General features: G+C 29.5%; 22 protein-coding genes and 1 pseudogene. 14 read left to right on the top strand and 9 right to left on the bottom strand.

Features of this window, described 5'->3' with window-relative positions; translation table 11 throughout:
* Positions 1-18: 18 nt before the first annotated feature.
* A complete protein-coding gene (dnaA, locus tag Q0678_RS06935) occupies positions 19-1,446 on the bottom strand; it encodes a chromosomal replication initiator protein DnaA (protein ID WP_299055776.1) in 1,428 nt (475 codons plus the stop codon).
* A gap of 170 nt (positions 1,447-1,616) precedes the next feature.
* Here dnaA and Q0678_RS06930 point away from each other — a divergent pair, with 170 nt between their 5' ends.
* Positions 1,617-2,015 (top strand): thioesterase family protein, encoded by a 399-nt coding sequence (locus Q0678_RS06930; protein ID WP_299055772.1) that lies wholly within the window; start codon positions 1,617-1,619, stop codon positions 2,013-2,015.
* On the opposite strand, the gene Q0678_RS06925 is transcribed toward Q0678_RS06930, so the two are convergent.
* The 5 genes from Q0678_RS06925 to Q0678_RS06905 are packed head-to-tail and all read right to left on the bottom strand — an operon-like array spanning position 2,012 to position 5,626.
* Positions 2,012-2,623 (bottom strand): YigZ family protein, encoded by a 612-nt coding sequence (locus Q0678_RS06925; RefSeq protein WP_299055770.1) that lies wholly within the window; start codon positions 2,621-2,623, stop codon positions 2,012-2,014. The genes Q0678_RS06930 and Q0678_RS06925 overlap by 4 nt on opposite strands.
* 3 nt (positions 2,624-2,626) lie before the next feature.
* A complete protein-coding gene (locus tag Q0678_RS06920) occupies positions 2,627-3,487 on the bottom strand; it encodes an EamA/RhaT family transporter (protein ID WP_299055767.1) in 861 nt (286 codons plus the stop codon).
* A complete protein-coding gene (locus Q0678_RS06915) occupies positions 3,484-4,095 on the bottom strand; it encodes an HAD family phosphatase (RefSeq protein WP_299055764.1) in 612 nt (203 codons plus the stop codon). Before Q0678_RS06915 ends, Q0678_RS06920 begins: the two co-directional genes overlap by 4 nt.
* Positions 4,088-5,146, bottom strand: a complete 1,059-nt coding sequence (ribD, locus tag Q0678_RS06910) for a bifunctional diaminohydroxyphosphoribosylaminopyrimidine deaminase/5-amino-6-(5-phosphoribosylamino)uracil reductase RibD (RefSeq protein WP_299055761.1) — start codon at positions 5,144-5,146, stop codon at positions 4,088-4,090. The genes Q0678_RS06915 and ribD overlap by 8 nt, the downstream gene beginning before the upstream one ends.
* Before the next feature lie 21 nt (positions 5,147-5,167).
* Positions 5,168-5,626 (bottom strand): LEA type 2 family protein, encoded by a 459-nt coding sequence (locus Q0678_RS06905; RefSeq protein WP_299055758.1) that lies wholly within the window; start codon positions 5,624-5,626, stop codon positions 5,168-5,170.
* 51 nt (positions 5,627-5,677) lie between these two features.
* On the opposite strand from Q0678_RS06905, the pseudogene Q0678_RS06900 reads away from it, so the two are divergent.
* A pseudogene (locus Q0678_RS06900) lies at positions 5,678-6,170 on the top strand (GNAT family N-acetyltransferase).
* Positions 6,167-7,069, top strand: coding sequence for a peptide chain release factor N(5)-glutamine methyltransferase (gene prmC, locus Q0678_RS06895; RefSeq protein ID WP_299055755.1), 903 nt, complete (start codon positions 6,167-6,169; stop codon positions 7,067-7,069). Before Q0678_RS06900 ends, prmC begins: the two are co-directional and overlap by 4 nt.
* 27 nt (positions 7,070-7,096) lie before the next feature.
* On the opposite strand, the gene Q0678_RS06890 is transcribed toward prmC, so the two are convergent.
* Complete coding sequence (locus tag Q0678_RS06890; protein ID WP_299055753.1) at positions 7,097-7,552, bottom strand: DUF4442 domain-containing protein; 456 nt, start codon at positions 7,550-7,552, stop codon at positions 7,097-7,099.
* A gap of 201 nt (positions 7,553-7,753) precedes the next feature.
* Here Q0678_RS06890 and Q0678_RS06885 point away from each other — a divergent pair, with 201 nt between their 5' ends.
* The 4 genes from Q0678_RS06885 (at position 7,754) to Q0678_RS06870 (ending at position 10,987) form a co-directional block, all read left to right on the top strand.
* Positions 7,754-8,164, top strand: coding sequence for a DUF4870 domain-containing protein (locus tag Q0678_RS06885; protein WP_299055751.1), 411 nt, complete (start codon positions 7,754-7,756; stop codon positions 8,162-8,164).
* Positions 8,165-8,183: 19 nt separating this feature from the next.
* The gene (locus Q0678_RS06880; RefSeq protein ID WP_299055749.1) at positions 8,184-8,528 is read left to right on the top strand and encodes a PadR family transcriptional regulator; all 345 of its coding nucleotides are present in this window, start codon (positions 8,184-8,186) and stop codon (positions 8,526-8,528) included.
* Complete coding sequence (locus Q0678_RS06875) at positions 8,521-10,173, top strand: PspC domain-containing protein (protein WP_299055746.1); 1,653 nt, start codon at positions 8,521-8,523, stop codon at positions 10,171-10,173. Before Q0678_RS06880 ends, Q0678_RS06875 begins: the two co-directional genes overlap by 8 nt.
* Positions 10,174-10,261: 88 nt before the next feature.
* Complete coding sequence (locus Q0678_RS06870; RefSeq protein WP_299055744.1) at positions 10,262-10,987, top strand: head GIN domain-containing protein; 726 nt, start codon at positions 10,262-10,264, stop codon at positions 10,985-10,987.
* Positions 10,988-11,127: 140 nt separating this feature from the next.
* Here the strand turns inward: Q0678_RS06870 and Q0678_RS06865 are convergent, their stop codons facing one another.
* Both Q0678_RS06865 and Q0678_RS06860 read right to left on the bottom strand, forming a co-directional pair.
* Positions 11,128-11,481 (bottom strand): dihydroorotase, encoded by a 354-nt coding sequence (locus tag Q0678_RS06865; RefSeq protein ID WP_299055742.1) that lies wholly within the window; start codon positions 11,479-11,481, stop codon positions 11,128-11,130.
* Positions 11,482-11,600: 119 nt separating this feature from the next.
* The gene (locus tag Q0678_RS06860; protein WP_299055740.1) at positions 11,601-12,008 is read right to left on the bottom strand and encodes a DUF2721 domain-containing protein; all 408 of its coding nucleotides are present in this window, start codon (positions 12,006-12,008) and stop codon (positions 11,601-11,603) included.
* Between the two features lie 111 nt (positions 12,009-12,119).
* Between Q0678_RS06860 and trmD the strand changes: the two genes are divergently transcribed.
* From trmD to Q0678_RS06825, 7 genes are all read left to right on the top strand, one after another.
* On the top strand, positions 12,120-12,797 hold the full coding sequence (gene trmD / locus Q0678_RS06855; protein WP_299055737.1) for a tRNA (guanosine(37)-N1)-methyltransferase TrmD: 678 nt from the start codon (positions 12,120-12,122) through the stop codon (positions 12,795-12,797).
* 82 nt (positions 12,798-12,879) lie between these two features.
* Positions 12,880-14,268: a glycosyltransferase family 39 protein gene (locus Q0678_RS06850; protein ID WP_299055735.1), complete on the top strand. Its 1,389-nt coding sequence runs from the start codon at positions 12,880-12,882 to the stop codon at positions 14,266-14,268.
* Positions 14,269-14,379: 111 nt separating this feature from the next.
* A complete protein-coding gene (rplS, locus tag Q0678_RS06845; protein WP_299055732.1) occupies positions 14,380-14,730 on the top strand; it encodes a 50S ribosomal protein L19 in 351 nt (116 codons plus the stop codon).
* A gap of 254 nt (positions 14,731-14,984) precedes the next feature.
* Entirely contained in the window at positions 14,985-17,207 is a 2,223-nt protein-coding gene (locus tag Q0678_RS06840; RefSeq protein WP_299055729.1) for an NADP-dependent isocitrate dehydrogenase, read from the top strand.
* An 89-nt stretch (positions 17,208-17,296) separates the two neighbouring features.
* On the top strand, positions 17,297-18,544 hold the full coding sequence (locus Q0678_RS06835) for an RND transporter (protein WP_299055727.1): 1,248 nt from the start codon (positions 17,297-17,299) through the stop codon (positions 18,542-18,544).
* A gap of 7 nt (positions 18,545-18,551) precedes the next feature.
* Entirely contained in the window at positions 18,552-19,925 is a 1,374-nt protein-coding gene (locus Q0678_RS06830; RefSeq protein ID WP_299055724.1) for an ABC transporter permease, read from the top strand.
* Positions 19,903-21,390: a TolC family protein gene (locus Q0678_RS06825; protein ID WP_299055723.1), complete on the top strand. Its 1,488-nt coding sequence runs from the start codon at positions 19,903-19,905 to the stop codon at positions 21,388-21,390. Before Q0678_RS06830 ends, Q0678_RS06825 begins: the two co-directional genes overlap by 23 nt.
* Positions 21,391-21,430 lie beyond the last annotated feature (40 nt).

The raw sequence follows: 21,430 nt of genomic DNA, 5'->3' as shown, positions 1-21,430 counted from the left end.
GCTAAAAATTTAAAATACTTAAAAGGTTAACTTCTTTGTCAAATCGTCTACGTATTTTCTAAATTGCTTGTCTGTCTCTGTTAAGTTATCTACTGTTTTACAAGCATGTAATACCGTAGCATGATCTCTTTGACCAATTTGATTACCAATACTTGCCAAAGAGGTTTTTGTTAACCTTTTTGCAAAAAACATGGCCAACTGTCTTGCTTGTACAATATGGCGCTTACGTGTTTTAGATTGTAAAGTAGCCACATCCATATCAAAGTATTTAGATACTTCTTTTTGTATGTAATCTATAGATACTTCTTTTTTGGTGTTTTTTACAAATTTATCAACGATCTGTTTTGCCAATTCTAAAGAAAATTCTCTTCTATTAAAAGAAGCTTGGGCTATCATAGAAATAATAACACCTTCTAATTCTCTTACATTCGACTTTATATTTTTAGCAATATACTCTACAATTTCTTCTGGCATTTCTACCCCATCTCTAAATAATTTATTTTGAAGTATAGAGATTCTTGTTTCGTAATCTGGTGCTTGTAATTCTGCAGACAATCCCCATTTAAAACGAGATAACAAACGCTGTTCTATGTCTTGCATATCTACAGGTGCTTTATCCGAAGTTAAAATTACCTGCTTACCGTTTTGATGTAAGTGATTAAAAATATGAAAGAATACATCTTGTGTACCTGCTTTACCTGATAAAAACTGTACATCGTCTATTATTAAGACGTCTATCATTTGATAAAAATGAATAAAATCATTTCTAGTATTCGACTTCACAGAATCTATAAACTGCTGTGTAAATTTCTCTGAAGAAATGTATAAAACTGTTTTGTCTGGATATTTATCTTTTATATCTACACCAATAGCATGTGCTAAGTGTGTTTTACCTAAACCAACACCACCATAAATTAATAATGGATTGAATGATGTACCACCTGGTTTATTTGCAACTGCCATACCTGCAGAGCGTGCTAAACGGTTAGAATCTCCTTCTATAAAATTTGTAAAGCTATAATTGGCATTTAATTGAGATTCTATTTTTACTTTTTGTAATCCTGGTATTACAAAAGGATTTCTTAATTCTCTTTTACCAGCATCTGATGGTACTGTAAGTTTTTGTGGTTTTAAAGGGTCTCTGTTAGAGCTAGGTATTTTTACAATTTGTGGTCTGTTACTACTATAATTATTTTCCATTTTAACATCGTAAACCAATTTGGCATCATTGCCTAATTGTCTTACTAATGCAACACGAAGTAATTTTATATAATGTTCTTCTAACCATTCATAAAAAAATTTACTAGGCACTTGTATTGTTAATGCTTCTCCTGAAATTTTTACTGGCTTAATAGGCTCGAACCATGTTTTATATGCTTGTGGCTTTATGTTGTCTTTTATAAAAGACAGACATTCATTCCAAACTGAGTCAGCAGTTAAAGTCATTATTATTTAAAAAATATATAGTTAATATTGGGGGCTAAAAATGTGGTATAATATCCTTATTTTTATTTGATACAAAAGTGTGAATAAATTTTATTATAAAAAAATGTATTTGCTATTGATTATTAACTATTTTTTACGTAACATGTAAAAATTAAATAGCATTATTAGAATTGAAAAAATCATCTACAAAAACAAGAATCAGGTATTCTGAAACTGACCAAATGGGCGTTGTATACCATGGTAATTATGCACAATTTTTTGAACTTGGACGAACAGAATGGCTAAGATCTATAGGCATTACCTACAAAAGCATGGAAAGCAGTGGCATTATGCTTCCGGTAATTTCTATCAATTTTAAATTTATTAAATCTGCTTTGTATGATGATGTTTTAACCATTACAACATTTCTTAAAAAAAAACCAATGGTTAAAATTGAATTTGATTATGAAATAACAAATCAAAATAACGAATTAATTTGTACAGGAAATTCTGTTTTAGCATTCATAAACTCTAAAACCAACAAACCCATAAAGTGCCCAGATTATTTATTAGAAAGTTTAGGGTATTAACTTACTGGCCGAATTGATACTTTGTACAAGTTTTTAAAAATGTTAAAAACAACTTCAGACTCTTTTTTTCTTACTGAAATAATATACAAACAAGCAACCTCTAATTGTTGTTTAACAATTTCTATATTTTTCTCTTTAATAATTCTTTGAACCGCATTCATTAGATCGTAATCAAATTCAAGTTTATATTGTATATTAATTGTTTTAACTAATACATTTGAAGCTTCTAATGTTATTTGTGCAGATGTTTTATAAGCAGTTATAAGACCGCCAACACCTAGTTTGGTTCCGCCAAAATAACGGACAGAAACAAGTAGAATATTTGTTACTTCGAAAGACTGTATTTGCCCATAAATAGGCAATCCTGCAGAATTATTAGGCTCTCCGTCATCATTAGCTCTAAACTGAATCTCTTCAATACCTATTTGATATGCATAGCAAAAATGCCTTGCAGAATGATGTTTTTTCTTTAAACCTTCTAAACACTCTTTTACATCACTTTCTGATAATACAGGAAAAGCATACCCAAAAAACTTAGAACCCTTTTCTTTAAAAAGAGTTTCTTTACTAGGTTTTAAAATTGTTTTATAAGTGTCTTTTAACTCCATTATTTATGCAAAAGAAACAAAAAGAATACTAATAATTGCAATAGCAATACCGATCCAATTTTTTTTAATTAATTTTTCTTTAAAAAATAGTAGCGCAAAAAAGGTTGTTAAAATTACTATTCCTACATTATTAATAGTAAACAGCGTAGAACTTTCTATATCCATTTTAAAAGCTTTTAACAAAAACTCCATCGAGTAATAGTTAGGAACCCCCAAAAGAATACCTCCTAAAATATTTTTCCATTGAAACGTAAAAGTTCCTTTTATCATTTGATAGGCAATCATAAAAAGCCCTAATACAAGAGCACAACTAAAAATGGTTGCTAAAAAAAAAGGTTCATCTCCGTTAGCAACAGAGGTAGTTTCTACATATTTTAAGCCTGCATCTAATATGCCAGAACCTAAAAAGAGTAATAACGGAAATAATAAATTTTTAAACTGTACTGGGTTAACATCACTTTTTGCCGAAGACAAATAAACAGCTATTAAAGCTAAGATTATACCTGTAATTTTAATAAACCCAACACTTTCTTGATATACTAAAATACCAAATAGAACAGGAATTACAACCGACATTTTACCTGCAACAGAAGCTACAGACAACCCGTTTTTTTGGGCAGTAATTGCCATAATATTAAAAATAGAGATGAACAAAAAGCCCAAACAAAAAGCACCAAAAAACCATTTTTGCTGTGGTACACTAGAAATTGTAACAGAAGTGTTTGATGAGAAAACACCAAAAGAAATGGCTACTACATAATTAACTAAAATTGCTTGTAAAGTATTTATATTAAAGGCATCAAAAAGCTTAAAAATCACAAAAATACTAGTTGAAAAAAGAATACTTAATACTAAATAAATCAAAATATGTTTTTGTTTTTTATGAATAAATCCGTCACATCATCTTCTCCTGGCACCAAATTCCAAGTAGAAATACCTAGCTTACTAGCGGCATCTGTATTTTCTTTTAAATCATCTACAAACAAAGTTTCATGAGCCTTTAAATTGTTTTTATCTAACACAAATTGATAAATAGCAGAATTTGGCTTACTTAAATGTATTTCATGAGACAAATAAAATTGCTCAAAACAATTTTTAAATTCATCATACAAAACTGATCCCCATTTTTCTTTAATATTTGCAATATGTAAATCATTGGTATTGCTTAATAAAAACAACCTAAATTGATTACTAGCAGCTAAATCTTTAAGAAATTTTAATCGGTGTTTTGGGAAATTTAACAAAATAGCGTTCCAAGCAAAAACTACTTCTTTTGCTGTTACCTTATAATTATACTCAAAGAAAGCAATAAAATCATCTGTAGAAATAGTGCCTTCTTCATATTGATTTAAAATTGATTTCAGTTCACTAGAAACTTCAGTAATTCCTAATTTTTGAAATTCTTTTGATGTTGCTTTTTTATCTAAATTGATAAAAATATCACCAAAATCGAAAATTATATTTTTAATCATTTGTATATTTTTTTAAAATATCATTTTTAATCGATATTTCTTGATCAGAAGTTTTATTAAAAACAGGAGCTTTTATGCCAGATAGAAATTCATTTTCTCCTGTAAAAACAACTGCTTCATCCCATAAATTTTCATCTATAAACGTCTGAAGCGTTTGAGCACCACCCTCAATTATAATTGATTGAATTTGATTTTTTTGCAATGCCTGACAAATAGCAGCTGCTAAATTTTTAGTAAAATCAATTGCAACATACTTTTTATTTAAAGTACTATCTAAGGGTACTTTCTTTGTGCAAGAATCAGCATATAAAATTATTGTAGGCTCGCTTCCGTCTAAAACAGCAGCTTCGTTAGAAATTTTTAAATCACGATCAATTACAACTCTTATCGGGCTATTACCAGACCAAGTTCTTACATTTAACCTAGGGTTATCTTTAAGAACAGTATTTGTACCTACAAGAATGGCTTGCACCTCTGAACGCATTTTATGAACTAATTGTTGTGAGTATTGATTTGAAATAAAAACAGGCGCTTGTTTTTCTTGATGCAAAGGAGCTATAAAGCCATTCTTTGTCTCTGCCCATTTTAAAATAATGTAAGGTCTCTTTTTTTCTTGTGATAAAAGAAATCGCTGATGATGTTGAAGACATTCTTTTTCTAATACCCCAACAACAACTTCTATACCTGCATTTTTAAGAGCAGCAACCCCTTTACCTGCTACCAAACTATTAGAATCTAAACAACCAATAACTACTTTTTTAAACTGATGCTTAATAATTAAATTTACACAAGGTGGTGTTTTACCAAAATGGCTACAGGGTTCTAAAGTAACATATAAGGTTGCTTGTTTAAGGCTGGCAATATCTTTTACAGCTTTAATTGCATTTACTTCTGCATGGTTACCACCAAATTTAGACGTAAAACCTTCTCCAATAATTTTACCATCAAAAACAACAACAGCACCCACAGATGGATTTGGCATTGCCAAAGAAGTTCCGTTTTTAGCTATCTGTAAACAACGTTTTATGAAAAACTGATTGGTTTCTGTCATCTATACAATAATAAAAGGTAGTTATAATTTTATTTTCTGAGTAGCATCAATTTGATAAACACTAGAAAAACCTAAAATTTTATATTCTAAAACTCCTTTAAACTGCACATCTATTGTTTTGCTTAAAATAGAGTTTAACAAACCACCTATAATTCCGTTTTTATTATTTTCGAAAACCCTTTTTGTAGGAACCACAAAAAACAAAGGAACCGTAAAATTATTTCTGGCAGGCACTTTAAATTCTGAAGATGAAACCTGCGCCAACTCTGCACCATTAAAAATAACACTTATTTTATCTGTAAATATTTTGCCGCCAATATCATTAGGATTCTTAAAAATAGCAGCTGCTTTAAAACGAATCGTATCAGACTTAAAAGAAACCACTTCTACAGTATCTAACTTTACAAAAACAGGTTTTTTATTTACTGCACAACCAGTAATTATCAAAAAAATAATGCTAAAATATAGTGTTTTTTTCATCTTAATTATTTTAAAAAAAGCTAACTTGCTGCTGCAAAAATAAGGTATTAAATGACAAAATCAGATTTTATCATTAGAGAAATTAAACCAGAAGACAATTTACAAATAGCCCAAGTAATTAGAAGTGTTTTAATAGAATTTGGTGCTCCAAAAGTAGGTACAGCATATGAAGATAAAGCAACAGATACTATGTTCGAAAATTACAACATACCCACCTCTGCTTATTATGTTGTTACCTATAAAAACAAAATTGTTGGTGGTGCAGGTTTTGCAAAATTAGACAACTACAAGGGCAATACTTGCGAGTTACAAAAAATGTACTTTTTACCTATTGCAAGAAATTTAGGCCTTGGATCTTTGTTAATAAACACTTGTTTAAATGAAGCAAAAAAAACGAACCTATAAAAATTGCTACCTAGAAACAATGCCTTATATGGAAGCTGCGCAAAAATTGTACAAAAAAAATGGTTTTACAAATCTTGAGGGTCCTATTGGAAATACAGGACATTATTCTTGTAACGTATGGATGCTAAAAAAATTATGACTTTAAAAAACTTTAAACTTTTTTTTACCGAAGCTTTATCAGAAACTTATCCGAAGACAGAAATAGACTCATTCTTTTTTATTCTGATAGAAGAAAAACTTAATTTACAAAGAATTGATACAGTTGTTCAACCTAATTTTTTAATTGAACCAAATTTAGTAATTGAGTTAAAAGAAATTACAAACAGGCTATTAAAAGAAGAACCCATACAATACCTATTAAAAAAGACTGAATTTTATGGATTACCTTTTACAGTTAATAAGCATACACTAATACCAAGACCAGAAACAGAAGAATTAGTAACATGGTGTTTAAGTGAAATTAAAGAATTAAAACTACCACAATTAAGTAGAAAATTAAGCATTTTAGATATTGGTACAGGTAGTGGTTGCATACCCATCTCAATAGCTAAAAACACAGAAAATACAGCCATTTCTGCAATAGATATTTCTACAAAAGCATTAAAAATTGCCCAAGAAAACGCAGCTCTAAATAAGGTTGTTATTAATTTTATTGAGCTAGACATTTTAAAAGCTAAAACCCTAAATTTAAACTCAAAAGAAGGTCTACAAGAGCAGTCTATTAATGTAAAAATCGATATGATAATTTCTAATCCGCCCTATGTTAGAAACTTAGAAAAAAAAGAAATACAAAACAATGTTCTACAAAACGAACCGCATTTGGCATTGTTTGTTGAAGATGACAATCCGCTAATATTTTACACAAAAATTGCAGAATTAGCAAAAAAACACCTTCACAAAAACGGACTCTTATTTTTTGAAATCAACCAATATTTAGGGGAAGAAACAGTAAGTATGTTAGCACAAAAAGGGTTTAAAAATATTGTTTTAAGAAAAGATTTTATGGGAAATGATAGAATGATAAAAGCAAATCTTTAATGTATTCTTTAAATAAAAACAGTAAACTTATTTTTTGACTCTCAGACTCCAATGAAACTGAAATTTAGAAACCACAATTCCCTCTTTATTTTTACCTTCAGAAGTTAAAACAATTACTTCTCCCTCGCCTGTTTCAATTGTTTTTTCAATTGCTTGTGCAATTTCTTTACCACTATTGCAGGTAAAATCTATGTTACCCGTTGCTTTTTTAAAAAATTGTGCTTCTTGGTGTGTAACAAGCATAGATATTTTATGTTTAGAAGCTGCTATTGCTTTCATAACCAAAACACCTGTTGCCATTTCGGCTGCCATACCTTGTGCAGCCCAAAACATGCTTTTAAATGGATTTTGATTAATCCAACGGTGCTTTATAGAAACATGTACAGAAGAATCTGATACTGAACGGACTCTTACACCAGCAAAAAAAGCCAGAGGAAGTTTTAAAAAATTAAAAAAATTGACTTTTCTCGGAGTAAATTCCATCTACTTAAAATTAAATTATTAGTACTATTTGCTGTTTAATTACAGAGCAATATATAAATAATACAAGACTTTTATACTGTATTATTCATTTTTAAAACAACTTCTCTAAATGTTAATTAAATGTTAAAACAGTACTATGTATTGCATAATACCTTTTTAAGAACATATATTTGCATAAGCAAGTAGTAAAAATCTATATAAATGAAACAAAATAACGAAAACACAAATGCGTTTTTAATACACATCTCTTCCTTTCTAGGATTTGTATTTCCTTTCGGGGGCATCATAAGTCCTTTAATAGCATGGCAAACATTAAAAGATAGAAGTGCATTTTTAGACGATCAAGGTAAAGAAGCGGTCAACTTTAATATTAGTTATTCTTTATACATTTTTATAGCATCTGCATCAATATTACCCTTTTTAATTGGTAACATTATAAACAATAGTCACTTCAATATAATAAACGATCATAGTGTTTTTAGTTTTTTTGGAATAGCTTCAATTGCAGGTTTTCTGATGATTTTAAAAATAGCACTCATATTTATAGCAGCTATAAAAGCAAAAGAAGGAGAGAATTACCACTACCCTTTTACCATAAAATTTATAAAATAAGTAGTTAAAACAACCATAAATGAAAATCGAAAATACAAAAGCACAAATGCGAAAAGGTGTTTTAGAATACTGTATTTTATCTATCCTAAAAAAAGGAGATGCTTATACTTCAGAGATTCTTAGCACTTTAAAAACCGCAGAAATGATTGTGGTAGAGGGCACTATTTATCCACTATTAACCCGTTTAAAAAATGCAGGATTATTAACATACAGATGGGAAGAATCTACTTCTGGCCCACCCAGAAAGTATTATGTTTTAACAGAAAACGGAAGCATGTTTTTAAAAGAACTAGATAAAACATGGAGTAATTTAGTAAACGCAGTAAACCAAGTAATTAGCATAAAACCAACTACAAATGAATAAGACAATTAATATAAATTTAGGCGGATTTTTCTTTCATATAGATGAAGTTGCATATCAAACATTAAAAAGATATTTAGCATCTATTTCTAAGTCTTTAAGTGATGATCCACAAGGTAAAGATGAAATTATAGCAGATATCGAAGCTAGAATAAGCGAACTTTTATCTGAGAAAATTACAGATGCTAGGCAAGTTGTAAATGAAAGTGATATCGAAAATATTATTGTAATTATGGGGCAACCCGAAGACTATGCAGAAAACGAAGAAAACTATTCGAACAGCGAATATAACTTCAAAAAAAATTCAACTACCGGAAAAAAATTGTTTAGAGATGGTGATGATAAGTTTTTAGGAGGAGTAGCTGCAGGTATTGCTCATTATGTTAACATTGATACTATTTGGGTTCGACTGACTTTATTGGCCTTGTTTTTTGGAGGCGGTTTTGGTTTTATCATTTACATAATTCTATGGATTTTATTGCCAGAAGCAAAAACAACCGCAGAAAAACTACAAATGGAGGGCGAACCCGTAAATATTGATAATATTGAAAAGAAAATTAGAGAAGAATTTAACAACGTTTCTGAAAATGTAAGTGAATTTGCCTCTAAAGCATCAGAAAAAATTAAAGATAGCGCCCAAGATTTATCTGAAAAAATGAATGCAACTTTTTCGGGAAAGGGTTCAAAAAATAACGGATTACAAGATTTTATAGACACAATTGCTCGTATTTTTCTTGTCTTTTTTAAAGTTATCGGAAAAATTATAGGAGTGTTCTTCATATTTCTTGGTGCAACCGTTATTTTATCTCTACTTATTGGAGGGTTTTCTATAGGAAGTTTAGAGTGGTTTAATATTAATGGAGAGTTTTTAACATACCCACCATTCTTTTATGAAGCTACAATTCCTAAATGGATATTAACAATACTGATGTTCTTTTTAGTGGGTATTCCTTTTTTAATTTTGCTTGTTTTAGGCTTAAGAATACTCTCTAGTAATGTCAAAAAATTTACAAAAGCAACTTCATTAACGCTTTTAGGCATCTGGATTATAGCCCTTTTAGGAATTATTTTTACTGGCATAGAGCACGGAGTTACACATGCTAAAGAAGGTAGAAATGTAATAACAGAAACAATAAATTTAACTCAAAAGGACACCTTATTTATTGCTATGAAAAATAACAACAACCTTTACTATGAGCATAATTTAAAAAGAAGCTCTAACAAACACAAAGTAGAAGTAAATAATATTGAAAAAACTTACTCTAACTATGTGCATGTAGATGTAAAAAAGAGCGCTACAAATGAAGCTTATTTTATTGTTGAAAAAGAATCTAGAGGTAAAAATATAAACCTTGCCAATAAAAATGCTAAAAGAATAGAATACAACTATAGTAAAGAAGGAAACAGGATACTTTTTAACACCTTTTTCTTATCTGACATAAAAAATATATGGAAAGATGAACAGATAAACATAACGGTATTTGTACCAGAAAATAATTATGTGTTTTTCGATAATTCTGCTAAAAACTTCTTGTATGATGTTGACAATACTGAAAACATTTTAGATAGAAAAATGGCAAATCATTATTTTATAATGACAGAAAGTGTTTTAAAATGTACCGATTGCGTTGAAAATGATATTCAATAAACAGTTCATCTATAAAATTAGACAGTTCGGTAATTAAATTCTAACCATGTAAAACAATCACGGTATTTTTAACAAAATATAAATAACTATGAAAAATAAAGCCTCGAAAATCAGCATTCTAATTGCAACTTTTTTTATACTAACTTCTTGCAGTGCAGACCTATTTAATAGTGTTACTGGCAATAGAAATGTGCTTAAACAAGTTCGAAAAACTTCAGAAAATTTTACAGGTATTAAAGTAAGTTCTGGCATCGATTTATACATCACACAAGGTTCTAGAAATAATATAATAATTGAAGCAGACGAAAATTTACACGATATAATTAAGACTGAAATTGATGATGACGTTTTAAAAATATATACCGAAAAAAATATCTGGAGATCTAAAGCTAAAAAAGTTTTTGTAACCATACAAGATCTTCAATTTATTAAAGCTTCTAGTGGTAGCGATGTAAAAAATGATGAATCCATAACTGTAGATAACATTTTAATATCTGCTTCAAGTGGCGCTAATGTTAACTTGCAGTTGGTTGCTAAAACTGTTGAAACAAATGCAAGTAGCGGAGCAGACATAAAGCTAACAGGTACATCAATAAGTCATGATAGTAATGCTTCTAGTGGTGCTGCTATCAATTCATTTAAGTTAGAAAGTACAATGGGAGTTGCAAGAGCTTCTAGTGGCGCAAACATAAAAATTTATGCTTCAAAAACAGTAAAAGCAAATGCCTCTAGTGGTGGTAATATAAATGTAAAAGGAATGCCACAAGAGATTGATAAAAATACTTCTTCTGGCGGTAACATTTCTATCAATTAGAAACAAAATAAAAAAGAAGAAACAAATAATTAGAAAGCTAACTTCTAATTTGGTTACTAATACTTGGTTTTATTAGTTTACTTTGTAAGTGTCATTTTTGTAATAAAAATGACACTTATTTTTTTTAAAATAATATCTATTTAAATTTTAACCAACTCTTTCTCTTCAATAGCATTTTCTATTTGAACAGTTATAAATTTGTGGCTATTAAAAAAATATTTATTAGACTGTAATGATAATGTTGCAACTTTTGTACCATTCGATTTCTCTTTAATTTTAGTTACAACAACTTTTTTGCCTTTTACATTTTTATAATTCGGAATGCCTCCTTTTTTAATAATAAAATTATCTTTTGGAAAATTAATATGCTGATAGCTATTGTTTTCAACCTCAGAGATTAAAAAAACATCACCAACTTTATAAGTAGATTCCTGACCAAATGACATTACAGATGTCAATAAAAACACAAACGAAATAAAAATAGCTTTTCTCATCTTTATAGAATTTTAAGTTATACAATCAAATATAATAAAAAGCATCTAAAAGTTAAAGGAGCAAAAAATAGTAAATATTTATCATTTTATAAGTTAAAATGATAGTACTAAAAGGCAGTTTAATTTTTATTTAAATGCTCTTCAATATCAGAAATATGGTGCTGCAATGCTTGTGCAGATATTTGAATTTCTTTGATTAACAATGCGAGAGAAACAATTAATAGAATTAAAGCAACACCAAAAACCCAAACAGCAATTTCATTAAAATTTATATAAATTAAAAACATCGTAAGCACACAGAACAGAAGGCTTGAAATTCCGAAAATCTGCATCCATCTTGTTAAATTTAAACGTGTTTTTAAATTTTTAATTTGCCTTAATAAAGAAGACTCTTTCTTTTCTAAATACACAGCATGTAAATTTCTAATAACTGCTGCATAAGCTAAAAAGCGATTTGTATATGCTAACATAATTAATGATATTGCAGAAAATAAAAGTGCTGGTGTGGTTAAAGTTAATTGCTCCATAAGATCACAAAGTTAAAACAAGCTATTATTGATTGGTAAAAATTAGAGATTATTTTTGTTGATATAAAAATCTTGTGTTTTATACCCCACAAAAATACTACATTTGTAAACATGCGAATAGATATTATTTCAGTAGTCCCAAATTTATTAGAAAGTCCGTTTAACCATTCTATTGTAAAACGAGCAAAAGAGAAAGGTTTGGCCCAAATTATAATTCACGATTTAAGAGCATACGGTCTTGGTAACTACAAACAAATAGACGACACTCAGTTTGGCGGTGGTGCCGGTATGGTAATGATGATAGAACCAATTTCTAATTGCATTAAAAAATTACAAAGCGAACGGTCTTATGATGAAATAATTTACATGACACCCGATGCCGAAACATTAAACCAAGGCACAGCAAATACACTTTCTTTAAAAAAGAATATCTTAATTTTAACTGGTCATTACAAAGGCGTAGACCAACGAATTAGAGACAAATACATTACTAAAGAAATTTCTATTGGAGATTACGTATTAACTGGCGGTGAATTAGCTGCAGCTGTTTTAGTAGATGCCATTGTTCGATTAATACCAGGTGTTATCGGAGATGAACAATCTGCACTAACAGACTCTTTTCAAGACAACTTATTATCTCCACCAGTATATACAAGACCTTCTGAATTTGAAGGTATGAAAGTGCCAGAAATTTTATTGTCAGGTAATTTTCCAAAAATTGAAGACTGGAGAAGTGAAAAAGCCTATGAAAGAACACAACAAATAAGACCCGACCTGCTTGATGACTAAATTGCTAAATACCCTAAAAAAAAATAAAGTTATATCTTGGATTTTAGGGTTTCAACTTTTTAGACTCTTACTACTTCCGTTTATGGGCTTAATGCCCCAAGATGCTTATTATTATTTATACGGACAAAATTTATCTCTTTCTTATTTTGACCATCCGGGAATGATAGGATACTTACTAAGAATATTTACAAGCATTTTAGGAGATACTGTTTTTGTAATAAAGCTTACAGACTTTGTTATAACCTCTTTAACAATATTCAGTTTTTACAAATTAGCGTCCTATTTTTTATCAAAGCAGAAATTACAAAGAGTAATTTTACTTTTAATATCTACAATTTTTGTTTCAATACTCTCTTTTAACTCAACACCAGATGTACCTTTATTACTTTTCTGGACTTTGAGTTTGATATGCCTTTACAAAGCTATTTTTGAAGAAAAAAAATGGTACTGGATTTTTGCAGGCATTGCAATGGGTCTTGCTTTTAATAGTAAATACACCGCTTTATTATTACAAATTGGCCTCTTTTTATTTGTTATTTTCTCTAATAAATACAGAAAACTACTAATATCTCCTTGGTTTTGGACGGCTATTGTAATTTCTGCATTAGTTACCACCCCAGTTTGGTATTGGAATTATCAGAATGATTTTGCTTCTTTTGTTTTTCAATCTTCACAAAGAACTAGTTCTATTTCAGAATTTAAGATATCTCCTACAAAATTTCTTGGCGCCGTTGGTCATCAAATGCTATTATTACTTCCTGTTTTATTTATAATTCTTATAACCTTAACCTACAAATATGTAAAAAGAGTTGTTTTAAAATTTAAATTCCCAAACGCAAAAACCCTTTTCTTGTGCGCATTCTTTATTCCTACTTTTTTAGGTTTTTTTAGCCTTACACCTATCTATTGGGTAAAACTAAACTGGATGATGCCTTCTTACATTACCGGAATTATCTTAGCTGCAATGTTTATAAATAGTAAGTTGATAAAAACTCAACTAATTTTTTCAATTGTATTTCACTTGCTAATTAGCCTTCAAATTTTATTTTACCTAGTTCCAATAAAAAGTGATGATACTTGGGTTGGATGGGAAGAATTATCTAAAAAAACAATAGAACTACAAAAAGAATACCCAAATACGTTTGTTTTTTCTAATGATAACTACAAAACCACTGCTTGCTTAAACTTTTTTATGGATCAAAAAATATATGCACAAAACATTATTGGTTTGCCTGCTTTACATTTTGATTATCTTAGAGATGATTTATCTATGCTAAAATCTAAAAACGCCTTGTTTATAGACTCTGACAAACGTTTTAAAAACAAAGACAAAAAGGGGAATTACAGACCAGAATTAGATAAGTATTTTAAGAATATAACAGAACTACAACCTTTAATAATTAAAATTAATAACAAAGAGGTCCGTAAATTTTGGGTGTTTTACTGCACCGATTATCAACCAAAAAAATAATTACTTTTAATTTTACAGATTAAAAATAATCATTACTTTTGCAAACGCTAAATTAACCTCTGACGAAAAAATCGTGAATGTTGTTTTACAAAATCAATTAAATTAAAAGATATGGAATCTTTAGTAAAATTTGTTCAAGACGAATTTGTAGCAAAAAAAGAATTTGCAGAATTTGCAGCAGGTGATACAATCACTGTTTATTACGAAATTAAAGAAGGAGAAAAAGTACGTACTCAGTTTTTTAGAGGTGTTGTTATTCAAAGAAGAGGTGTTGCCGCTTCAGAAACATTTACAATTAGAAAAATGTCTGGTACTGTAGGTGTAGAAAGAATTTTCCCTGTAAACTTACCTTCTATTCAAAAAATTGAAGTTAACAAAAGAGGTAAAGTTAGAAGAGCAAGAATCTTTTACTTTAGAGGTCTTACTGGTAAAAAAGCTAGAATTACTGAAAAAAGAAGATAATTTATCTCACATAAAGTTTTAAAAAAGCGTTGTATTTATTTACAACGCTTTTTTTATGGGCTAAAAAAAACGCTTTTACTAAAGACTTAAAAATAGTATTTACAAATTGTATTAAATGCAATAAAACCCATTAATTTATAACATTTTACCAATTAAAATATCAACTTTAATTCTTAAATTTGCTAACTTTCTAAAACAAGATTTCTATGTTTTAAAAAGTTATTTATTGATACAATTACAAAAAAACAAATTATATGAGTAAAATAGCTAAAATTATATACACTAAAACAGATGAAGCACCTGCTTTAGCAACACGTTCGTTTTTACCAATTGTAAAAGCTTTTACCAAAACATCTAACATAGAAATAGAAGTAAAAGACATCTCTTTAGCTGCTAGAATTTTAGCAAATTTTTCTGACTATCTTTCAGAAGATCAAAAAGTAGAAGATGCATTGGCTGTATTAGGTAAACTGGCAAAACAGCCAGAAGCAAACATCATAAAACTACCAAATATTAGTGCTTCTGTACCTCAATTAAAAGAAGCCATTTCTGAATTACAAGAAAAAGGTTTTGCTTTACCAAATTACCCTGAAGAAATTAACACAGAAGAAGATAAAACCATCTTAGCTTTATATAATAAAGTAAAAGGTTCTGCTGTAAACCCTGTTTTAAGAGAGGGTAATTCTGATAGAAGAGCACCAAAGGCAATTAAGAATTATGCTCGTAAAAACCCACATTCTATGGGTGTTTGGAGTGCCGATTCTAAAACTCATGTTGCTACTATGAGTGCTGGCGATTTTGCACATAATGAAAAATCTGTTACAGTAAAAAAGGCAAGCTCTGTAAGCATTCATCACATTTCTGAAAGCGGTAAAAAAACAATATTAAAAGAAGATTTATCGCTTTTAGAGGGCGAAATTATCGATGCAACTGTCATGAGTAAAAAAGCTTTAATAGCCTTTTTAGAAGAACAATATGAAGATGCTTTAGATAAAAATGTATTGTATTCTTTGCACATGAAAGCAACCATGATGAAAGTTAGTGACCCTATTATTTTTGGTCATGCTGTTCGTGTTTTCTTTAGTGATTTATTTAAAAAACACGACAAAACATTCAAAAAGATTGGAGCTGATGTTAATAACGGTCTAGGGAATCTTTTAGGGAAATTAAATGAACTTCCAAAAGAGAAAAGAGACGAAATTAGAAATGAAATTAGATACGCTTTAGACCATGGACCAGAGTTGGCAATGGTTAATTCTGATAAAGGTATTACTAATTTACACGTACCTTCTGATGTTATTATAGACGCTTCTATGCCTGCAATGATTAGAACTTCTGGTAGAATGTGGAACTCTCAAGGAAAACTACAAGATACAAAGGCAATTATTCCAGACAGCTCTTATGCTGGTATTTATGCAGCAACCATCGATTTTTGTAAGAAAAATGGCGCTTTTGATCCTACAACAATGGGAACAGTTCCTAATATTGGTTTGATGGCTCAAAAAGCAGAAGAATATGGTTCGCATGATAAAACCTTTGAAATAGCATCAAAAGGAAAAGTTGTAGTAGTAAATAATGACGGCAAGACAATAATTTCTCATGAAGTAGAAGAAGGTGACATCTGGAGAATGTGCCAAACAAAAGATTTACCAATTCAAGATTGGGTAAAATTGGCAGTAACAAGAGCAAGGGCTTCTAACACACCAGCAGTTTTTTGGTTGGATAAAAACAGATCTCATGATGCAGAAATCATTAAAAAAGTAAACACGTACTTACCAAACCATGATACGGATGGTTTAGATATCAGAATTTTATCACCTATAAAAGCTACAGAATTCACCTTAGCAAGAATTGTAAAAGGAGAAGACACTATTTCTGTTTCTGGTAATGTGTTAAGAGATTATTTAACAGATTTATTTCCTATTTTAGAAGTAGGAACTTCTGCAAAAATGCTTTCTATTGTACCATTGATGAATGGTGGTGGTTTGTTTGAAACTGGTGCAGGAGGATCTGCACCTAAACATGTACAACAATTTTTAGAAGAAAATCATTTACGATGGGATTCTTTAGGAGAATTTTTAGCATTAGCAGTATCTTTAGAACATTTAGGTACCAATAACAATAATGAAAAAGCTTTAATACTAGCTGAAACATTAGACAATGCTACCGATAAATTTTTAGAGAACGACAAATCTCCGTCTAGAAAAGTTGGCGAACTAGACAATAGAGGTAGTCATTTTTATTTGGCGATGTATTGGGCAGAAGAATTGGCCAATCAAAATAAAAACGAAGCCTTAAAAGTAGAATTTTCAAAAATATTTAAGCAGTTAAAAGAAAATGAAACACAAATAATTGGCGAGTTAAATGCAGTACAAGGAAAAAGCTTAGATATTAAAGGATACTATAAGCCAAATTCAGCACTTGCAGCCTCAGCAATGAGGCCTGTAGCAATCTTCAATAAAATTTTAAATGCATAAAAATTAAAACTTTATAAAGATATTAACATAATGAGAGTCAATTGACTCTCATTTTTATTTAGATTTGATTACTAAATCTTACTTTAAACATGACTAAGAAAAAAATAGCCATAATAATTGCTATTGCTGCTATAGTAATTTATGCAGGATACAGTTATTTATCTCCAGTATCTGACGGCAACATTTATTTAACTTCAAAAGTAGTAAAAGGTAATTTTAGAAGTGAAGTTGTAACTTCTGGAGAAGCACAATCTACTAGCTTAAAAAAAATTACGGGTCCAGAAAATTTAAGAAAATTTAGACTTAGAGAAATTAAAATACAAGATCTAGTTCCAGAAGGAACAGTTGTTAAAAAAGGAGATTACGTAGGTAAACTAGATCCTTCTGGGGTTAATGAATTAATTTTAGATGCCAGATTAAACCTAGAAGCAGAAGAATCTAAATATACGCAACAGCAACTAGACACTACCTTATCTCTAAAACAAGAGAGGAATTCTTTAAAAGATTTGCGTTTTAATATGGAAGAAACAAAAATAGAATTAAAACAATCTATATATGAACCCCCTGCAACTATTAAAAAATTAGAGAATCAACTAGAAAAATTAAATAGAGATTTTAGAGAAAAAAAAGAAAACTATAAAATAAAAAAAAGACAAGCAAATGCAAAAATGATTATTGTGGGAACAAGAGTTTCTAAAATAAAAAAAGAACTTGGCAACCTATTAGACCTATTGAATTCTTTTACAATATACTCTTCTGGAAATGGAATGATAACTTATGAAAGAGAATGGAATGGGACTAAGAAAAAAGTAGGTTCTTCTATTAGCCCTTGGCAAACTTCTATTGCTACTTTACCAGATTTAACTAAAATGGAATCTAAAACCTACGCAAATGAAGTTGATATTAGAAAAATAAAAAAAGGATTGTCTGTAAAAATTGGTTTTGATGCATTTCCTGATCTTGAATTAGATGGAATTGTTACAGATGTTGCAAATGTAGGAGAAAACAAAAGAGGTTCTGATATTAAAGTTTTTCAGGTTTTAATTCAACTAAAAGAATACAATAATAGTGTAAGGCCAGGAATGACAACTTCTAACAGAATTTTAACTTTTGAAAAAAAAGGGGTATTAAGTGTTCCTTTAGAAGCAATATTTACACAAGATTCTATTACCTACGTCTATAAGAAAAATGGATTCTCTATAGATAAAAAAGAAGTAAAACTTGGAGATACTAACAACGATGCCGTTATTATAGAAAAAGGATTGATAGAGGCAGATGAAATATATCTTAACAAACCTGATGGTTTAGAAAAAGCCAAAATATCAACTTTAAACTAATTGCTCTATGTTTGACGAAATCTACATAGAAAAATTAAAAGCTAATTTTAGTGAAGCAATTCGAGTAATTTTAACAAATAAAATTAGAACACTACTAACCTCTTTAGGAATTATTTTTGGGGTTGCTGCGGTAATTACAATGCTTGCAATTGGGAATGGTGCGGAAAAAGAAATTTTAGCACAACTAGAATTAGTCGGTGTAAACAATATTGTTATTACACCAATACCTGACAAAAAAGATAAAAATTCTAGAGAAGAAGTAGAAGATGGTGCTACAGAATCTAAACGATTCTCTAAAGGTTTAGATCTTTTAGATGTAGAAAGCATAAAAAAAACCATACCATTTATAAAAAATCTAAGTCCCGAAATCATTTTAGAAACCTTTGTCATTAAAAAAGGAAAACAAAACCCTGTTAAATTAATTGGTGTTTCAGAAAAATATTTTAGCACGGCTAACATAGAAATAGAAAGCGGAAAAAACTTTTCTATTGCACAAGAAGAAAATGCCTTGCCAGTTTGTATCATTGGAAAAAAAATAGAAAAAAAATTATTTACAGGAGAAAGTGCAATTGGTAAACGTATTAAAGTAAAAGATATTTGGCTTCAAGTTGTTGGTGTTATCGAAGAAAAATTTATCTCTGAGTCTGCGCAAGAAAACCTTGGAATAAGAGACTTAAACCAAGATATTTACATACCACTAAAAACTTTTTTAGTGCGTTTTAGAGACCGAAAAAATGTAATAGACAAACAAAATGACAACAACGGTGGAATGGTTTATTATAGTTCAGGAAATCAACAAGGTCCAAAAGAAAGGATTCCAAGAGGCAATTACCATCAACTAGACAAATTGGTCGTTCAGGTAACAAACTCTAACCAGTTAAATGCAACTGCAGATGTTTTAAGTAGAATGCTTAAAAGAAGACATAATGATGTCTTAGATTTTGAAATCTCTATACCTATTCAACTCCTAAAGCAACAACAGAAAACAAAACAAATATTTAATATCGTTTTAAGTATAATTGCTGGTATTTCTCTATTAATTGGAGGAATAGGAATTATGAATATTATGTTGGCTTCTGTTTTAGAAAGAACCAAAGAAATAGGTATTATTAGAGCTATTGGAGCCACACAGGAAGATGTAATTCTTCAATTCTTAACAGAATCTGTTTTGGTGAGTATTGGTGGTGGAATTATAGGAATTGTTTTAGGTGTTTTTGCCTCCTTTATCTTAGAAATCACAACAGGTATAGAAACCATACTCTCTTTAAGTTCTATTTTGTTATCATTTTTTGTTGCTACTTTAATTGGTTTAATTTTTGGAATAGCACCCGCAAAATCTGCAGCAAATAAAAGTCCTATTGAAGCTATTAGACATGAATAATATTATGAAAAGACATCTTACCTTTTTCTTGTTTATTATAATGGGAATTACATTTGCTCAAGAAAAACAATTTATAACCTTACAACAAGCCATTGCAACGGCTCAAGAAAAATCACCCGACTATAAAACACTTTTAAATCAAAACGAATCTAGTTATTGGCGTTTTAGAAATTTTAAAGCGAGTTTTTTACCCCAGTTAAGATTGGATGCTACTTTACCATCGTACTCAAATTCAATAAATAGAATTACAAATGACAGTGGTGAAGATATTTTTGTACAAACAAACCAATCTAGGTTAGAAGGTATACTGTCTTTAAATCAGAATGTTGCATTAACAGGTGGTACAATTTCATTAAGTTCTCAAGTAGAAAGGGTAGACTTGTATGCAAACGATGCTTCTAGATTTGCAATAATTCCGTTTTCTTTAAACTACAGACAAAACTCTTTATTTTACAATCCTTTTAAATGGGATAAAAAAATAGAACCTTTACTATATGAGGAAGCAAAAAGAGCTTTTATAGAAAGCATGGAGCAAATAGCTTTAAATACCTCTAGAAGATATTTTGCATTGTTAAAAGCACAGATGCAAACAAAAATCGCAATTCAAAATTTATCTAATCAAGATACGTTATTTCAAATATCTAAAGGAAGGTTTAAAATGGGAAAAATTGCAGAAAACGATCTCTTACAAATAGAATTGTCTGTATTAAACTCAAAAAACAATGTAACTACTAATGAAATTTCATTAAAACAGAGCTCACAGAATTTAGCAAGATATCTAGAGTTAGATACAGAAAATATTATTTTAGACATCCCAAAAGAACTATCTACCTTTACTGTTACTGTAGAAAAAGCTTTAGAAGAAGCGAATTCTAATAGAAAGGCAGTAATAGAGTTTAGAAGAAAAAGACTGCAAGCGGAACAAAATTTAGCTGAAGTAAAAGGAGACAATAGACTAAGTGTTCGTTTGAATGCAAACTTTGGTATTTCACAACAAGGTGCTGTATTTAATAATTTATTTGAAGATTACAACCAGCAACAAAGAGTAACTGTTTCTGTAGGTATACCAATACTAGATTGGGGTGTTTCTAAATCTAGAAGAAGACTTGCAGAAGCAAATAAAGATTTGGTAAATAACAATGTAGAGCAAGATGAACAAGAGTTTGAGCAAGAAATATATTTACACGTTTTAAATTGGCAAAACCAACGCAACTTTTTAGAAACTGCAAAAAAAGCACAAGAAATTGCTGTAAAGAGATATGAAATCACTAAAAAGAGATTTATTTTAGGTAAAATAACGATCACAGATCTAAACATTGCATTACAAGAACAAGACAGATCTGTTTTAACTTTCTTAAACTCATTAGAAAAATTCTGGACAGATTATTATACGTTAAGAAGATTAACTTTGTTTGATTTTGTCAAAAATAAAAAAATAGAAGTAAATGATATTTTATACGATTAAAATTAAATCCTAAATCTACATTTTTTAACATTTTCTTATC

The sequence above is a fragment of the uncultured Polaribacter sp. genome (genome assembly GCF_947497125.1).
Taxonomy (GTDB): domain Bacteria; phylum Bacteroidota; class Bacteroidia; order Flavobacteriales; family Flavobacteriaceae; genus Polaribacter.
This window is presented reverse-complemented; position numbering and strand designations above follow the sequence as displayed.

Excerpts from the sequence above, each read along its gene's own strand:
- dnaA (WP_299055776.1), bottom strand. The coding sequence starts at position 1,446 with ATGACTTTAACTGCTGACTCAGTTTGGAATGAATGTCTGTCTTTTATA.
- Q0678_RS06925 (WP_299055770.1), bottom strand. The coding sequence starts at position 2,623 with ATGGAGTTAAAAGACACTTATAAAACAATTTTAAAACCTAGTAAAGAA.
- Q0678_RS06915 (WP_299055764.1), bottom strand. The coding sequence starts at position 4,095 with ATGATTAAAAATATAATTTTCGATTTTGGTGATATTTTTATCAATTTA.
- ribD (WP_299055761.1), bottom strand. The coding sequence starts at position 5,146 with ATGACAGAAACCAATCAGTTTTTCATAAAACGTTGTTTACAGATAGCT.
- Q0678_RS06905 (WP_299055758.1), bottom strand. The coding sequence starts at position 5,626 with ATGAAAAAAACACTATATTTTAGCATTATTTTTTTGATAATTACTGGT.
- prmC (WP_299055755.1), top strand. The coding sequence starts at position 6,167 with ATGACTTTAAAAAACTTTAAACTTTTTTTTACCGAAGCTTTATCAGAA.
- Q0678_RS06890 (WP_299055753.1), bottom strand. The coding sequence starts at position 7,552 with ATGGAATTTACTCCGAGAAAAGTCAATTTTTTTAATTTTTTAAAACTT.
- Q0678_RS06885 (WP_299055751.1), top strand. The coding sequence starts at position 7,754 with ATGAAACAAAATAACGAAAACACAAATGCGTTTTTAATACACATCTCT.
- Q0678_RS06880 (WP_299055749.1), top strand. The coding sequence starts at position 8,184 with ATGAAAATCGAAAATACAAAAGCACAAATGCGAAAAGGTGTTTTAGAA.
- Q0678_RS06875 (WP_299055746.1), top strand. The coding sequence starts at position 8,521 with ATGAATAAGACAATTAATATAAATTTAGGCGGATTTTTCTTTCATATA.
- Q0678_RS06870 (WP_299055744.1), top strand. The coding sequence starts at position 10,262 with ATGAAAAATAAAGCCTCGAAAATCAGCATTCTAATTGCAACTTTTTTT.
- Q0678_RS06865 (WP_299055742.1), bottom strand. The coding sequence starts at position 11,481 with ATGAGAAAAGCTATTTTTATTTCGTTTGTGTTTTTATTGACATCTGTA.
- Q0678_RS06860 (WP_299055740.1), bottom strand. The coding sequence starts at position 12,008 with ATGGAGCAATTAACTTTAACCACACCAGCACTTTTATTTTCTGCAATA.
- trmD (WP_299055737.1), top strand. The coding sequence starts at position 12,120 with ATGCGAATAGATATTATTTCAGTAGTCCCAAATTTATTAGAAAGTCCG.
- Q0678_RS06850 (WP_299055735.1), top strand. The coding sequence starts at position 12,880 with ATGGGCTTAATGCCCCAAGATGCTTATTATTATTTATACGGACAAAAT.
- rplS (WP_299055732.1), top strand. The coding sequence starts at position 14,380 with ATGGAATCTTTAGTAAAATTTGTTCAAGACGAATTTGTAGCAAAAAAA.
- Q0678_RS06840 (WP_299055729.1), top strand. The coding sequence starts at position 14,985 with ATGAGTAAAATAGCTAAAATTATATACACTAAAACAGATGAAGCACCT.
- Q0678_RS06835 (WP_299055727.1), top strand. The coding sequence starts at position 17,297 with ATGACTAAGAAAAAAATAGCCATAATAATTGCTATTGCTGCTATAGTA.
- Q0678_RS06830 (WP_299055724.1), top strand. The coding sequence starts at position 18,552 with ATGTTTGACGAAATCTACATAGAAAAATTAAAAGCTAATTTTAGTGAA.